The sequence below is a fragment of the Shewanella xiamenensis genome, assembly GCF_014647135.1.
Lineage (GTDB): Bacteria > Pseudomonadota > Gammaproteobacteria > Enterobacterales > Shewanellaceae > Shewanella > Shewanella xiamenensis.
Genome location: NZ_BMOP01000020.1, coordinates 1 through 15884, shown reverse-complemented (window position 1 = coordinate 15884; position 15884 = coordinate 1). Strand labels below are relative to the sequence as shown.

Here is a 15884-nt window from a genome sequence, read left to right as displayed (position 1 = left end):
AGTGATGTGTCGTTGTACCAACCAACTACGAGCGACTCTGATGAAGATGATGAGCTCGCTAGATTACTCCTCCAGCCCAAAATCGCCTAAATAAACACCATACAATCCAATGACTAGCATTATTAGTTACACAATTGTTAAATCAAGGATTGAGATCACAGTTAAGCCGTACGACAACTGCTAACCTAATCCACCAACAATGCATTTTGTGCATACGGTTTGCTGCTTAATCAATGGTATCGATATGCTTAGGCAAAACTGTGTGACTGCAGACTCAGACTCATCGCAAGGCGAGACCAAATGAGCAATCAATTACTAAAACAAATCTGCGAACTTGATGTATTCACCTTACTTGTATTTAAAAGTATTTTTGATAACGGACATGCAAATAGTGCCGCCAAAGCGTTAAATGTGTCGGCTCCCAAAATTAGCCGCTGTCTCAATGCGCTACGGTTAACATTTAATGATGAACTATTTTATCGGCGCCAACAGGGGCTCAAACCCACACCTCTTGCTGAAAGTCTGTATGTCGCTATTTGCCAATTCACCGATTCGGTTTATCACCTAGAACAATCTGCAATGCAGCTGCAAAATGCAGCGAGTCACGTTGAATTACCGCTCCATATAGCCGCAAGTAATGGATTATTAAGTTTCTTAGCACCACAGCTCAGCTCACCCGATGTGATAAGTGAATTAGGCCAAATAAGACTACACAAGTGGCAAGACAATAGTGCGGAACTGATACATGCAGGTGAATTAGATTTTGGGATCACAATAGAGCCGACCGAATCCAAAGAGCTTAGTGTTACACGCTTAGGCTGTATTTCAAATGTCTATGTCGTTGCCTCGAAACATCATTCCCTTTGGGAAAGCCAACTTGAAATCAGCCTTGAGCACATATGCCGTTATTCATTTCTATGTATTGAACTGAAAGGCTTTAACAGCAGAATTGACCCACTAGAACTGTTCTGTCAGCGCCAAGGGCTGTTGTTACCCTCGATTGAAAGAGTCACAGATCGGGAAGAATGGTATGCCCACCTTCTCACCATGCAAAGTGTGGCATTTTGTTCGAGTATTGATATGCATACCGTAAAACATATGCCGGGATTAAAACTAGCGCCGCTTCCCATCGCAGAGTTACATCGTCTACATGAAACGATTATGCCACCACAGTATTTTCTCGTAGAAAAGCCACGAAGCCATCGACGCTACAGTCAAACACAATGCGAACTTGTCGTCAGTTCATTATTAACCGCCCTCACGCCTTTCAATACGCGAGTCAGTCAATAATCCCCAAAAGCATGGATGCTTGTGCCACTATTTACAAAAGCTTCAATTGTTAAATTTAAGTAAATACAGCGCATTCTCCCTCTGTACTCTATGATTCTCAATAGTTGTTTTTGTTTTATTTTTCACTGTAAAAAAGCATTTGATAAATGTTTCATTAGTATCTTTAAGTAAAATTAATTGAAAATTAATCTCAACTAATTGTTAAAAACAAAAATAACATTCTGCAATCCACATCTCACTTTTACCGTCAGATTCTAATTTGCGAAATACTTAATTTCACATTTTAGAATTTCCATTTTGGTGTGTTAAATCACTGTTCACATATCAGATACAAACTTGCAAATACCCCTTTATAAGTAGATTGTTCGACCTATAGTAGAGTCACTGCACACGCAGTCTTATAGAAAGAAAAAGGGACGCGATGATGAAAAACTACAATAAATCTCTACTGGCACTAGCTCTCACTAGTGCCTTGTGTTTAACCGCCTGCGGGGACGGAGAAGACGGGCAAGATGGTGCACCCGGCACGCCCGGAACACCAGGTACCCCTGGAACACCGGGCACGCCTGGTACACCAGGGTTACCCGCTGGTTCTTTTGCTAAAACCGCAGAATCTATAACCGATCTGAAATTTACTCTTAGCCCAGCTGATATCAAAGTCACCAGCAGCGAAGGCTTCAGTGTTAAGTTCAGCTTAACCGGAAAGAGCGCAGGCAAAGATGTTCCTTTTATGGGACTCGATAAAATTGCGATCTACTCTTTAACGGCAAATGACAATACGTCAGGCACTGGTGCGCCAATTCAATGGCAAAACAATGCTACGGCAAACAAAGCGGGTAGCTCATTAACTTGTACTCTAAACGGCCTTAACGGTACTAAGAATGCTTGTAAATTAACTGAAGATACAGCAAACCCTGGTACATACACTGCCACTTGGACTTACGATGGTGCTGCACCGATCATTAATCCAAATGATAACCCTAATGCAGTACACAGAGTATTTTTACGCGCATACAATATCGCCAATAGCCAAGGCGTTGCCTTAGCAGATAAAGTACTTTCAGTACCTGTTGATTTTATCCCAGCGACCGACGAGTTAGCCGCATCAGGCAAAGACACAGTATCGAGTGCAGCATGTAAAAACTGTCACGGTGAAACTGATGGCCATATCGCTAAGATCGAAGCTCACCATAATTATCAAGACGTTAAAAACTGCGTAACTTGCCATAACCCAGATCTAGTACCCAGCGATGCACAACTTGCTGAAGGTTGGGTCTTTGATTTTGCTCCAATGATCCACCGTATCCATGCCGGTGAACATAATGCAGCGTATCTGTCTGGTGAAGCCAAAGAATACTTTGGTGAAATTGGTTTCCCATCTGACTTGAAAGAATGTAAATCCTGTCACGATGGTGCACCAAGTTATAACACCAATATCTACGCTAAGGCTTGCGTGGGTTGCCATATCAATGTCAACTTCGCAACTGGTGAAAACCACTCAGAATTTGGTTTAGCTCAAGCCGACGACACTCAATGTAAATCTTGTCACGGTAGTGGTAGCCTAACACCAGAAGCTGTTCATAGTGTTGGTAAACGCGCTGAATACGCCAACTTATTTAAAGTGGACTTTACAAGTGCAGCAGTTGTACCGTCAGCCACCTTAGGTATGAAAACATTAACCATCAAGGCTAATGTGACCATCAATGGTACACCCATTGCCGATGGAACAAGCCTTGCAACCTATAATGCGACCACTAATCCAACTGGAAAGTTAGTTGCTAACGGTTTATTGCTGGGTAATGTTGCTACCGATGGAACTGTTTATGCGTGGCGAGATGTTAAACCTTCACCTATCAGCTTAAACCTTGCAAGCGGTACGCTTTCTGGTGGTGTATTGACTTTTGTTAAAGATATTCCAGATGCACAAGCAGTTGGAACTATGTATGTCAGTTCAGAAGCTAACGTTTGTATCAAGGCTGGTGCAGTAGCAAGCTGTAATGCAACAGGACTTGAATTTGGGCCAACTAACCCTATTGGCAACAGCTCTCCTGTTAAATTCTTCAGCTTAGATGGTAGCGCAGTCAGCACTGCTCGTATGTCTGACCCAACTCGTATCACTGTTGAAGAAGCCAAATGTAATGCCTGTCACGGTACCTTAGACTATGTTAAAGGAACAAGACACGGTACTTACACCTTCACTCAATGTATGAACTGTCATAACGATACAACGGGAGCTTCAGGTCACAAAACGGTTGTTTACAAAGGCGCTGATGGAAGCAAAGTAGTGAATCCAGACGTCACCTTCAACAACAAAGACCTATTCACCGTTGCCCACCGTTTCCACAGTGGTAACTTTGACTCTATCACAGGCATCTTCCGTGACGATAAAGGTGAATTGCTCGGTTACCCATCACCAGAAACAGCATGTTCTGCATGTCATAAAGACGGCGCTAAACTGTTTGCAACTGACGGTGGTTTGACTTCTGAAAAACGCTCTATCAAAGTGGGTAGCTACTATATTAGCCCAGTAGCTGAATCATGCCGCAGCTGTCACGCTCACTCAGATGCAGCAGCAGTAGCTCACTTTAGAAGTAACGGTGCGATTGTAGAAGCGGATGCAGTGACTGATCCTAACCTACCAGTAGAATCATGCGCGACCTGCCATGCTGAAGGTAAAACTTATGGCATAGATAAGGTACACGCAGAGGTAGCACACTAGTACTAGTACCTTTGGGTTGCCCCCTGCACAACCCAAACTTCCTCTCTGCAACTTATTGGGGCTCCATCGGGGCCCCTTTTTTATCAGTAGTGTTAATTTGTTGTAGCATCGATTTGCGTCGAACTCTGCGCGATGCGTTGCCTTAACAGTTTAATAAATTCCCGCGGCTCACGATCTAAACTGTCATGGGGAATATAAAGATGATAGCCAAGGTGAGTGTTGAGCATCACGCAGCGATGTCCAAACATCGCCAATACGCCGCGGTATCTGTCACCATCAACCACCAAAGGGCTAAATTCAGCACCAAGATAAGTTTCTAAGGTCGCTAAATCTTCTTGCTGTGATGCGGCGGTAACAAGTAATGGTCGCTGCTCAGTCAATAATCCCGCTGCAAGCCGTAATGAAATATTATCGAGTATCGGATTTAACTGCTTTAGCTTAATACCAATATAGGAAAGCTCAATAGTATCAACTCCCTGAGTCACCCTTGGAATGTCAACCCGCTGAATATTATCCCAGTTTATCGACACTTTGCCACGGCGATGAAAATAAGTCAGCCCCTGCTCATCCATAGTCAATGTGGTGTCAGGCTCGAAAACCTTTGCAAGGCCCAATATCAATGCAATTGCACCCAAGCTGAAAAACACTAAGCCCACTGCAAATAGCTCAGGTAGTATCACAAACAAGCCAAAGCCCAATACAAAGGCACAGGCACCTACAATAGTTAAAGTCAAACCATTACGTTTAGAGAGTGGACGAACCGAGACAATATCAGACTCTAAGGCCATATTTTTATTCCTGTTTTACCCAAAGCCATAAACGGCCAATGTATTCATGTAGCGCACGTTGCGAGGCGAGTAAGTTATCCGCAGTAAAACGCCAATAAAAATCGTCTCTGGCCCTAAAATCCGTTGGCGCCGCACTTGCGGTTAATCCTTTACCACTAAAAATGGCCATCGCCCGTGGCATATGGGAGGCCGAGGTGACTAATCGCACAGGCTGATTGCCAAAGCGCTCTTTAAAATAGTGCGCTTCTTCAAGGGTGTCGCGCGCGAGCGGAAATTCAATAATACGTAACGCATCGATGCCAAGTTCAACCGCAGCCTTGGCCATCACTTCAGCGTGGGGATGTTGGGTTAGCTCGCCGCCCCAACCACTAACGACTAAACTACAATCTTGACCTAACTTAAGCTGCCGAAGCCCTTCCGTTAATCTTGCCAATGCCACAGCCGATAAGGACTGTACCGCCGTAGCACCTTCAATATCCGAGTGAGCAGAGCCCAGCACCATCACCACACAGGTATCCGCAATGGGAGTGGAATTAATGGGATATTGGGTCTCAAGCGGTTTCACGAGATAATCGACACTAAATTGACTGCTTAATAACAGTAGAAGGGTAAAAGCACCGCCAATCGCCCATTTTGCTAACCGCGGTTTGCGCCAAATAAACAAAGATAGCAGCAATAACAACAGGATAAATGGAACAGGCATAATTGCCTGAGAGACAACTTTCTTAATCCAAAACATGCGCTAGCGCCCAATAATCCAAAGGAGCGCAATCATAACATCAAAAGAAAGCAAAACGCATCGCCGAGGCGATGCGTTGTCACGAGTGAAAACTAAGGTTACTGGGTTATTTTTCCCATAACCAAGCGGCGCCGCGCACGCCCGAAGAACAACCATAAAGATTCTGTACAACCGGTGTTCGGCATTCGCGCCCTACAACATAATGGCTTAATAATGCAGGTAATCTTGGGTAAATAGCCTCAACATTCGACATGCCGCCCCCTAACACAATCGCATCAGGATCAAGTAGATTAATCACATGAGCCAGTGAGCGCGCGAGTCTATCCATATAGCGGTCAAATGCCAATATAGCTATCTCATCTCCATCGTCGACTAAGCTCATGATCTCTGAACCAGATTTAGCGGGCACACGTTGGACGCTTGCTGCGCGACTGAGCGCCTCATTGTAATCACGAACAAAGCCAGTGCCCGAAATAAAGGTTTCGATACAATCAGGATTACCGCAAAAACAACGGGTAGTATTAAACTCCTCCTTGGTCATCCACGGCAGCGGATTATGGCCCCATTCGCCACCAATGCCATTACCACCCGCATGCACTTTACCGTTAATGGCCACACCCGCGCCGCAGCCCGTGCCAATGATCACTCCAAACACCACAGATTTACCCGCAGCAGCACCATCGACGGCTTCAGATACCGCAAAACAGTTGGCATCGTTAGCAACCCGCACTTCACGGCCGAGCAGCTCCCCTAAATGCACATCCAAGGGATGACCGTTGATCCAAGTCGAGTTGGCATTTTTGACTAATCCTGAATAGGGAGAAATAACTCCAGGGATCCCCACGCCAACAGAGCCTTTTTCACCTAAGGTCGCTTCAGCCTCATTAACTAAATCGACGATCGCGTTAAGCGTGCCCTGATAATCCCGAGGGGTATTGATACGCTTACGAAAAACCTCATTTCCTTCGTCATTTAAGGCGACGAGTTCTATTTTTGTGCCGCCTAAATCGATGCCCATGCGTATCATGAATAAGCTTCTCCGCTATTGTTCTGCCAAGGAGTCCGCGCAGACTCACTTGTGATTGCTCGTTATTTTGCCCAGCCAGGCGCTGTGGCAATAAAATAAGGGTTTAATATGTCAGGTTTTTGATTGTAGGTTAAGGGTAAACCTGAGTCATAACACACGACTTTTCCGCCTGCGCTTTCAAGTACCGCCTGCGCTGCCGCGGTGTCCCATTCGCTGGTAGGCCCCAATCTTGGATAGAGATCGGCCTTACCTTCTGCCAACATACAAAACTTCAGCGAGCTTCCCACGCTTAGCATTTCATGTTGACCAATATTGTTCAAATAATCAGCCACATCTGGGCTTAAGTGCGAACGACTGCCCACCACTATCGGCACCTGTCTTGGCATCTTACAGCCCTGAAGCGGCTGTTCTTGCTGTCCATCCTGTCGCCATGCACCTAAGTGTTTCGCCCCATAATAAGTCGTGTTCAACACTGGAGCATAAACCACACCTGCAATAGCTTCGCCTTGATGGATAAGCGCAATATTGACGGTAAACTCACCATTTCGCTTAATAAATTCCTTCGTGCCATCTAAAGGATCGATAAGCCAGTAGGTCTGCCATTGCTCACGTTCATCCCAAGGAATATCGGCGGCTTCTTCTGACATCACAGCAATGCCCGCAAATTGCTCAGCTAATTGAGTGACAATCACCCTATGGGCTGCAAGATCGGCAGCAGTGACAGGACTCTCATCACTCTTTTGTGTAACAGCAATATGCTCTTGGGCGTAAATCGCCATAATGGCATCACCTGCCGCATGGGCTATATTCACTAGCCGCAACAAGTCCGCTTTAGAAAAATGCAGCGCAATCGTGGTGTTATCGGTCACTTAGTCGTCCTTTATTCAATCAGCTTTGCGGCATTATGCCATCGGCAGCCATTGAGAATTAAGAACAAATTCGTCATACATCAAGCAAAATTGACTAAGCGGGCTTAAACACCAAAGCTTAAGTCCTAAGCAACAGGCTTTAATTTTAAATAAGTCGAGTCTAAGGCAAGCAAGATACGCTGAAAAGAGTCATTCCCTAGGCTGCATTCGTATTCACCGCCTTGAAAATAAACCACATAGGATTGGAATACCGGTAAAGGCATTCGACTTGCCTTTACCGGTAACAAAAACGGCATCAGTTTAGGATTTTTCGCCTTGTGTTATAAAAGCATTAAGCATGCAGTTAAGTTGCATTCGCCAATCCTGCCAAACTTCAGGACATTGCATAGCGGCAAGATGGTGCTTATCCAGCGTCTGTCGCAGTTTATCGCTATTAAGCGCGCTGTAAGTCGGCCTTTGTGCCAGCACATTGCCTTTCTCAAGCGCTTTGGCGGCATAGCTGAGGCTATCAATGGCAATGATGGGCACGGCTTTCTTTAATAACTTCAGAGCCAACGCTTGCTGCTGAATTTCGAGGGCAAATTCATACCAACTGCATTGCCCCTGCCCTGAATAATGAAATAGCCCCGCCTCACCCGTTAGCATCAGTTGCCAGATAAGCAACGCGAGGGTATCGACCCACGTAGGTGAGCCAATTTGATCGTTTATCACTGAGAGCGGCTGAGCATTAGGCGTGGCGGCCATCAACCTCAGCATGGTTTTCACAAAATTATGCCCATCGACACCGTAAAGCCATGCGGTACGGATAACAATCGCGCGCTCACCCAAGATACGCAGCACCGCTTGCTCTCCGGCAAGCTTACTCTTGCCATAAACGGATAATGGCGAAGGTGTCACCGTTTCACTTAAGGCATTGGCCTCAACGCCCGCAAGCAGGCCGCTAAAAACATAATCACTGGAAATATGTACTAACCGCGCGCCCGTGAGCGCACATTCGGTTGCCAATAATTCTGGGCCGTGGCTATTGACGCGATAAGCCTCATCCACCGCCGTCTCAGCCTTATCGACCGCATTATAGGCCGCGCAGTTAATCACCCAGTCGGGCTTAACCTGCGCAAACACCTCAGCCACACTGTATTTATCGCTGATATCTAAGGCAGCATGCGTAAGCGGATGGAGATTAAATGCGAATCCACCATTGAGATGCGTTCGGATTAATGCTTTCGCCAGTTGGCTGTGCGCGCCAGTTAAGAGGACTGTTGGTCGCGCGGGAGTGACATCCTGCATTGATTGACTCAAGCGCCTCAAATTGCTTCATCGCGAAAGAGCGGTATAAAATCAGCAACAGTTTGATGCCCACGCAGAGTCAAAAAGTCTAACAGCGCCATGGGCGAGCGATTAAGCAGCTTATCCTTTGGATAATCAACCGCATCGATAATGCTTAAGGCGCGATCAAATCCACCAAGGCTAAATGCCACATGGGAATCAGACCCCATGACTAAGGTTGCACCTAACGCTTTAGCCGCCTTAGCGATCGCGGTGCAGTTGGCTTCACTGCCCTTGCGAGACACTTCAAAGGAGGAATTATTAATTTCAAGTGCTACACCATATTCTGCTGCGGCAGTGACGACTGCTTCAATATCAATGGGATATGCGGGGTTTCCTGGGTGAGTAATAATATCGACCTTGCCACTTTTAATCGTATTAATCATCGCCTCGGTATGGGTGGCCTTATCCGAGGGCGCAAACACGGGTTCATGGAATCCAGCCAAGACGATATCGAGCTGCGACAGATAATCGCCAAAGTAATCGATTTCACCGTCGCGATTTTTAATATTGGCTTCAATGCCGCGTAAAATGCCGACGCCATCGACCATGCGCGGCAATACCCGTAAATTCACAAAATGCCAAAAATGCGGCGCATCCGCCATGGCCGGGCCATGATCTGTCGTCGCAAACAGGCGGAGCCCCTTTTGTTTTGCCACCGCAAGATAATCATGGATAGTGCTATAGGCATGGGAGGATGCCACGGTATGGGTATGGGTATCGACTGGGTACTGCATGGGTCACCTCTGTCTTTTAACTCGCATTTTAAAAAGAATTTTTAAGCATCAATCTGTTACCGCTCTGCTTGTACAAGAGTCGCCAAGTCAACGACCACAGGCAGTGATATGCAACAATGCCTTAGTGGAATAAAGAGAGCAGTTCATCGGCACTACCTTGCCATGCGCCACTGCCCTTACCTTCAAGAATACTATCGGCTAAACCTTGTTTATGCTGCTGCATCTCTTGGATTTTTTCTTCCACCGTCCCCTCGGCGATAAGCTTATAGACAAACACCGGATTTTCTTGGCCAATACGGTGTGCTCTATCAGTGGCTTGCCTTTCGGCCGCAGGATTCCACCAAGGATCGTAATGGATAACCGTATCGGCAGCGGTCAAATTAAGCCCAGTTCCGCCCGCCTTTAAGCTAATTAAAAACACTGGCGTATCGCCTTCTTGGAATTGATCAATCTGCACCTGACGTAGCCGAGTTTGCCCTGTCAGTTTGCTGTAGTCGATCTCTAAGGATTGCAGCAATTCTTCAATCAAAATCAGCATGCTAGTAAATTGGCTGAAGATTAAAATTTTGCGTCCTTCCTGCACCATTTCCGGCAAGTTTTGGCTAAGCCAGTTAAGCTTGGCGTTATTTTTAACTTTTTGTGCCTGTTCGAGTTTTACTAATCGCGGATCGCAGCAGGCTTGGCGCAATTTGAGCAAGGCATCTAAAAACTCGATATGGCTGCCCGCCACGCCTTGGCTTGCAAACAATTCTCGAATTTTTTTCTCCATACTTAAGCGAATACTCTCGTACAGATTGCGTTGATCTTTCTCAAGCTCAAGGGTTTGATAAATTTCGGTTTTAGGCGGAAGTTCAGTCACTACCTCCGCCTTCGTTCGTCTGAGCACAAAGGGCGCAATGCGTTGACTCAACACTTTTGCCTGCTCGCTATCGCCGTAACGCTCAATCCGATAACGAAATGCCTTATTAAAATAAGCCGTTGTCCCAAGGAGTCCTGGCAAACAAAAATCCATTAAGGATTTGAGTTCACCTAAATGATTTTCAAGGGGCGTCCCCGTAAGGCAGAGTTTAAAAGGCGCCTGCAGCGCTTTAATCATCTGACTGACTTTAGCTTGAGCATTTTTAATCTGCTGTGCTTCATCAAGCACTATGTGCTCAAAAGGTTGTGCCTGGTAAAAATCGTTATCCCTCACCATTAACGGATAGGTAGTAACAACCACATCAAACTCACTTAACCGTGCCAAAAGCGGCCCGCGCTGTGCGCCATGGATCACCGCCAGTGTTAACGAAGGCGCAAATTTTGCCGCCTCCTTTGCCCAGTTTCCGACCAGACTGGTGGGGCAAATAATTAAACTGGGTAGATGAGGGCCAGCCGCTGACTTAAGCTGTTTTTGCTTCAACAGGAATGCCAAAGTTTGAATGGTTTTACCCAATCCCATATCGTCGGCTAAAATGCCACCTAGCTGATATTCCTTTAAAAAACATAACCAATTTAAGCCCTGTTGCTGATAGGGACGCAGCTCTGCCTGTAATTGGATTGGCGCAGTAACCGCAACAACACCAGTAAATTGTTCTAATTTGGCCGCAAGTTGGCGCACCCGCTCACCATTGAGCAAGCTGATATCACTCTGGGCTAACTCATTGAGTAAATGTGCCCGATATTTAGGTAAGGCGATACTGTTGCCGCGGTGCTGTTCAAACAGCTCTAAAATAATGCTCATCAAGGGCTTAATAACACTGGCTTTAATTTTAAGCCAGTCACCGTTTGGGCTAGGTAGCAATAGCTCTGCATCATCGGCGGGCTCACCATGTTGTTTAAGCCAAGTGGCCACCAGCGGCAACATGGGTAACCGCTGCCCATTGATATCCGCATGCAAAGACAGGGAAAACCAGCCCTCTTTACTGTCATCCAGCTCAACGGTTAACGGCGTGTCGACTACCTTAAGGCTAAACTCGGGCGCCAATAACACCTCAATACCTTGGGCTTGTAATCTTGGCACGTCTTCCTCGATAAATTGCAACCACTCCTTAATCGCCTCGGGCAACACACCTAAGCGCCAGTGGCAGGCTAAACTGCTAAGATCAAATACAAAACGAGTAAATCCAAGCGTTTGCAGAGCCTCAACCGCCGCTTGCTCTTCGTCCAACGCACGGTTAATTTGATAGGTCGTTCCGCCTTGGGTCACAAGGGTTAAGGCTTCTTTAGCTGCATTACCACTCAAAACGACATCACCGTAGATAAATGCCAAGGTCACATAGGGCTGATTGATATCAACAGCTTGAATATGTGGCGTTGTTGTCTTGAGTTGGGTCGTATTAGGTAGAGTAGCATTGGCATGAGTCGATGCCGCCGAAAGCATATTTAGGCTCAACCGAACCCGAAGTTTATCCCGTAGTTCGACAAAATTGATGGCACTTGGTAGCGGCACTGTGCGCGCTGAAAAATGTTTAATCAGTTTATGACTCACCACCTCAACCTGCGTGCGAGGCACGGGTGGCATTTGGCTGAGTAGGCGCAATTTTTCAATACTGATATCGGTGTCGATAAGACCAATTTGAAAGTAATCGAGTTCGATATAATACGCAGGCTCGGTTGGCACAAGCTCCCAATTATCTCGCTTGGGCAAAACAAGGCGCATTTGCTTGTGTTCACTATCAATATCTTGCCAAATAAACTGTGGCGTAATGGCATCGCCCGCGGTCAATGCGAGGCGACTTTCCTCCCAAAAACAACGTTCGGTCGCGAGCATTTTCTCAAGCGCAACCGCACCTAACTGCGCCTTAAGATAGAGCCGCGATGCACCATGGCGCCTCGTAGACATTATCAGATTGATGATCAGCACATCCTCGGCACCAATCCATGCAGGCATATAATATTGCACATCCGAGAGTGCAATTTTGGAACCCTTGTTATAACCGCCCTTCTTGCCAAGCTTGCCGCGCCTAAGCTCGATAAACACCCCATTATCGTCCTTTGAGAGGATATACAGCACCCGATCATCGTAGAGGGACTCAACATCATTCAAACGAGGATCATCGGCATCATCGAGTAGATGTAACCATTGGGCGATGCGTTGATCCTCAACCGTTTTATCGGTGAGCAAGCTATACAGTACCGCAGCCATATGCTTGCAATGTCCCGTGGCGGGACAGGAGCAAAAACCGTTCATGATGAGCTTATGATTGACGCTGACTAAACGTATATCCTGACGATAGGGCGAGGTTTCACTGCCCGCTACCGAGCCTTCAATATGGCGAAAATCGGCATTGGCTTTTGCGCTTAACACCTTCCCCTGCATTACATAATCACGGGCACGCATCAAGGTCGGCGGCGTGAATAAGGACTCAATTGCCGTTTGAGTCAATTGAATGGGCTCTTGGGGGGGGAAGCGATTCATCAGCAAAACCTTGAAACTCAAAAATACCTTTACGGACAATAAACCACGATTGTCAAAGGCATTTATCAACGTGTAAGGGGGAATTGTATTGAAACCGGATGGGGAAAGCCAGAAGACGAATCACTTACGTGAGCGGGATATATCCCCGCAGACCATTCCTGCGGGGATGTGCCAACTAAAGTAACCTCAACTTAGGCTTGACGACGCTTATCAGCAATATAACGGTCAACCAATTTTTCTAAAATATCTAAGGGAACAGCGCCATTTTTAAGCAGCACATCGTGAAAATCGCGCAAATCAAATTTGTCCCCAAGAGCTTGTTTCGCCTTTTCCCGCAGTTCGAGGATCTTCATCATCCCCACCTTATAGGCTGTCGCTTGGCCGGGCATCACAATATAACGCTCAATTTCAGCGGTCACATCGCGATCTGACATTCCAGTATTTTTCTTCATATAGTCAATGGCTTGTTCCCGCGTCCAACGACTATGGTGAATACCTGTATCAACAACAAGGCGCACAGCTCTAAACAACTCCGCCTGCAAGCGACCAATATTATCGAAGGGATCTTGTTGGAAACCGAGTTCCCAAGCTAAACGCTCACTATAAAGTGCCCAGCCTTCAATATAAGCGGTAAAAGGTGCCATCTTACGAATAAGTGGTTGCCCTTCAAGTTCCATTGCAACTGCAACCTGAAAATGATGTCCGGGGATCCCCTCATGGTAGGCTAAGGTACGCATACCGTATTTAGGTGTTGCTTTGATATCAAAGAGGTTGGCATAAAAACGTCCTGGGCGGCTGCCGTCAATCGCCGGTTGCTGATAATAAGCGCCAGGAGCCGTTTTCTCTTTAAATTCAGGAATACGCACCACTTCCATTCCCGCCTTTGGACGGATACGAAATGCGTTGTCGAGTCCAGCATTGATCTCGTCGAGGATTTTTTGATAATCCACTAGGATCTGCGCTCTGCCAGCATCGGTGTCTTCATAGTAAAATTTAGGATCGGCGGCCAAGGCCTCAATCGCTACCGAAAATCCTTGGCTTGTATCGTAACCTTGTGCTGACAAGATGGTCATGATTTCACCTTGGATACGGCTCACCTCGGCCAATCCTTTAGCATGGATCTCATCGGCGGTGTAATTTGTCGTAGTAAAGAACTTCAACAGCTGTTCATAGGCGACATTCCCATTAGGCAAAGCCCAATAACCATCATCCGTGCCTGCTTTAGTCTGTAACTCAGTAAAATAATCAATGAAGAGTCGATACGCTGGCTGCACGTAAGCTTCAATATTGGTTTTTGCGGTGGCAAGCAAACGCGCCTGTTCATCGCTGCTAATCTGAGTTTCTGCTAATTTGGTTTTAAAGGAGCTGTAGAGAATATTGTCTTCAACTGGCGCACTGATAAAGTCATTCATTTCAGTAAGCACCCGCTCAATCACAAACTTAGGCGGAATAATGCCCTTAGCTTCTCGAAGTTTGAGCCCTTCTAAGGTTTGTCCAAACTTAGTCTTCACCGCAATTAAGCGCGAGAGGTAATTTTCAGCATCATCAACCGAATGGATTTGATGCTGCGCCTGCATAAAGCTTGGGTAACCATTTTGCACACCAAACAACTGATTCACCGGATAGTTATGATAGCGATAGGGTTCGGCCGCGAGGGCAAAATCCGCCAGATACAATGCAATATCCTTCGAAATACGCTGATTATCATCGAGATCAGCGTCTTGGTAACTCAGTAATGTGTCTCTTAACGCACGGACTTGAGTAAAGGTTTTGTCCATGGCTTCAGGGCTATCATCGTCGAGCAGGGCGTTATGCCCCGTAATCCCAACAGATTCTAAAAATCCTAAGGATGTTAACGTCTCAGGACTTTCAAAGGCCATTTTTACGACGCTTCTATCTAAAAATGCGCGAAAGAAAAATGGCTTTTTGGCAAACCATTCATGGGCGGCAACTGCCATCAACAATAGCAATATGGCTAAAATGCCAAGCCCAATGCGTTTTAATACTGTTTTCAATATTGATGCTCCACAGGTCATTATTGTCAAAGTTCGATGGGAAAACTTCCCAATACGGAAAACAATACCACTACCACAAATGAGCAACAATTTAATAACGTAACGAAACGTGACAAATAAATAAGCCACCTTCTAAATGTTTAGCACCACTTTTTATAGTGCGAGTAAACTTACAGGAATAATTATTTCAATCTGGCTTCAGTGACACAATAAAACACTATCCATATGAATAAAAACAATAAAAAATCATCCCCATCAAATATTCGAACTAAAAACCCCTAATAGATATGCCCTAGTTAAAAATAAAGCTATACAAAAAGTGGGAGTATGCTATTCTGCGTCCTGGCCTGTGAGTCAGACCTATTTATAAGCAATATTATGTATTTGAAAACCTTCGCTGCACCCGGTATTTGTTTGCTGTCATGAAGCTTTCCACTCATAACTTATCATCAATGTAAATAATTCTATTTCTGGCTAATTTCACGCATTGTTGCGAATTATTTTTTTGAAAATTTTGGAGACATTCATGTCTAAAACTACTGGTGTAGTAAAATGGTTTAACGAAGACAAAGGTTTTGGTTTTATTTCCCCTGATAACGGTGGCGCTGACGCATTCGTTCACTTCCGCGCAATCGTATCTGATGGCTTTAAAACCCTTGCTGAAGGTCAAAAGGTTTCTTACGAAGTCGAACAAGGCCAAAAAGGTCCTCAAGCTGCGAACGTTGTTGTTCTGTAATTAACTTCCCGCAAGGGATTAATTAACAACTAGTTTACAGACAAAATGCCGACTCAGTGTCGGCATTTTTATTGGTGAGTTTTATCCTATTGATTGATGTTCTCATTAAACCAACTAAATAGCTGTTCCAAATAGTAGATCAAAGGAAGGGAACTCAGTCCTGTTTGAGCGATCTGATCTATCGCCAAACAAACCCACCACTCGCCGAGGACTGAGAATGGCCATCTTACCACCACTTTGT

Annotated in this window: 12 protein-coding genes; 3 read left to right on the top strand and 9 right to left on the bottom strand. The window is 45.7% G+C overall.

Annotated features, from left to right (window positions below):
* The first annotated feature begins 300 nt into the window (after nucleotides 1–300).
* Nucleotides 301–1290: a LysR family transcriptional regulator gene (locus IEY09_RS15360; protein ID WP_037430852.1), complete on the top strand. Its 990-nt coding sequence runs from the start codon at nucleotides 301–303 to the stop codon at nucleotides 1288–1290.
* A gap of 421 nt (nucleotides 1291–1711) precedes the next feature.
* On the top strand, nucleotides 1712–4009 hold the full coding sequence (locus tag IEY09_RS15355; RefSeq protein ID WP_099457832.1) for an OmcA/MtrC family decaheme c-type cytochrome: 2298 nt from the start codon (nucleotides 1712–1714) through the stop codon (nucleotides 4007–4009).
* A 92-nt stretch (nucleotides 4010–4101) separates the two neighbouring features.
* Here IEY09_RS15355 and IEY09_RS15350 read toward each other — a convergent pair whose 3' ends face one another.
* The 9 genes from IEY09_RS15350 to IEY09_RS15310 form a co-directional block, all read right to left on the bottom strand.
* A complete protein-coding gene (locus IEY09_RS15350; protein ID WP_037416799.1) occupies nucleotides 4102–4797 on the bottom strand; it encodes a DUF2982 domain-containing protein in 696 nt (231 codons plus the stop codon).
* Nucleotides 4798–4801: 4 nt separating this feature from the next.
* Entirely contained in the window at nucleotides 4802–5536 is a 735-nt protein-coding gene (locus IEY09_RS15345) for a YdcF family protein (RefSeq protein WP_229777962.1), read from the bottom strand.
* A gap of 106 nt (nucleotides 5537–5642) precedes the next feature.
* Nucleotides 5643–6563: a fructokinase gene (mak, locus tag IEY09_RS15340; protein ID WP_037416796.1), complete on the bottom strand. Its 921-nt coding sequence runs from the start codon at nucleotides 6561–6563 to the stop codon at nucleotides 5643–5645.
* Between the two features lie 62 nt (nucleotides 6564–6625).
* Complete coding sequence (gene cysQ / locus IEY09_RS15335) at nucleotides 6626–7432, bottom strand: 3'(2'),5'-bisphosphate nucleotidase CysQ (RefSeq protein ID WP_188871725.1); 807 nt, start codon at nucleotides 7430–7432, stop codon at nucleotides 6626–6628.
* A 125-nt stretch (nucleotides 7433–7557) separates the two neighbouring features.
* Nucleotides 7558–7695: a hypothetical protein gene (locus IEY09_RS15330; RefSeq protein ID WP_188871723.1), complete on the bottom strand. Its 138-nt coding sequence runs from the start codon at nucleotides 7693–7695 to the stop codon at nucleotides 7558–7560.
* Between the two features lie 37 nt (nucleotides 7696–7732).
* Nucleotides 7733–8719 carry a dTDP-4-dehydrorhamnose reductase gene (rfbD, locus tag IEY09_RS15325; RefSeq protein ID WP_188871721.1) on the bottom strand — a complete coding sequence of 329 codons (987 nt, stop codon included), beginning with the start codon at nucleotides 8717–8719 and terminating at the stop codon, nucleotides 7733–7735.
* A 17-nt stretch (nucleotides 8720–8736) separates the two neighbouring features.
* Nucleotides 8737–9495, bottom strand: a complete 759-nt coding sequence (locus tag IEY09_RS15320) for a phosphatase (RefSeq protein WP_188871719.1) — start codon at nucleotides 9493–9495, stop codon at nucleotides 8737–8739.
* A 121-nt stretch (nucleotides 9496–9616) separates the two neighbouring features.
* Nucleotides 9617–12892 carry a DEAD/DEAH box helicase gene (locus IEY09_RS15315; RefSeq protein ID WP_188871717.1) on the bottom strand — a complete coding sequence of 1092 codons (3276 nt, stop codon included), beginning with the start codon at nucleotides 12890–12892 and terminating at the stop codon, nucleotides 9617–9619.
* A 191-nt stretch (nucleotides 12893–13083) separates the two neighbouring features.
* A complete protein-coding gene (locus IEY09_RS15310; RefSeq protein ID WP_047534669.1) occupies nucleotides 13084–14907 on the bottom strand; it encodes a DUF885 domain-containing protein in 1824 nt (607 codons plus the stop codon).
* A gap of 526 nt (nucleotides 14908–15433) precedes the next feature.
* On the opposite strand from IEY09_RS15310, the gene cspE reads away from it, so the two are divergent.
* The gene (cspE, locus tag IEY09_RS15305) at nucleotides 15434–15643 is read left to right on the top strand and encodes a transcription antiterminator/RNA stability regulator CspE (RefSeq protein WP_011071803.1); all 210 of its coding nucleotides are present in this window, start codon (nucleotides 15434–15436) and stop codon (nucleotides 15641–15643) included.
* Nucleotides 15644–15884: the final 241 nt, after the last annotated feature.

What these genes read in the sequence shown, in the direction of transcription:
- IEY09_RS15360 (WP_037430852.1), top strand. Translation starts at nt 301, where the DNA reads ATGAGCAATCAATTACTAAAACAAATCTGCGAACTTGATGTATTCACC.
- IEY09_RS15355 (WP_099457832.1), top strand. Translation starts at nt 1,712, where the DNA reads ATGATGAAAAACTACAATAAATCTCTACTGGCACTAGCTCTCACTAGT.
- IEY09_RS15350 (WP_037416799.1), bottom strand. Translation starts at nt 4,797, where the DNA reads ATGGCCTTAGAGTCTGATATTGTCTCGGTTCGTCCACTCTCTAAACGT.
- IEY09_RS15345 (WP_229777962.1), bottom strand. Translation starts at nt 5,536, where the DNA reads ATGTTTTGGATTAAGAAAGTTGTCTCTCAGGCAATTATGCCTGTTCCA.
- mak (WP_037416796.1), bottom strand. Translation starts at nt 6,563, where the DNA reads ATGATACGCATGGGCATCGATTTAGGCGGCACAAAAATAGAACTCGTC.
- IEY09_RS15330 (WP_188871723.1), bottom strand. Translation starts at nt 7,695, where the DNA reads ATGCCTTTACCGGTATTCCAATCCTATGTGGTTTATTTTCAAGGCGGT.
- rfbD (WP_188871721.1), bottom strand. Translation starts at nt 8,719, where the DNA reads ATGCAGGATGTCACTCCCGCGCGACCAACAGTCCTCTTAACTGGCGCG.
- IEY09_RS15320 (WP_188871719.1), bottom strand. Translation starts at nt 9,495, where the DNA reads ATGCAGTACCCAGTCGATACCCATACCCATACCGTGGCATCCTCCCAT.
- IEY09_RS15315 (WP_188871717.1), bottom strand. Translation starts at nt 12,892, where the DNA reads ATGAATCGCTTCCCCCCCCAAGAGCCCATTCAATTGACTCAAACGGCA.
- cspE (WP_011071803.1), top strand. Translation starts at nt 15,434, where the DNA reads ATGTCTAAAACTACTGGTGTAGTAAAATGGTTTAACGAAGACAAAGGT.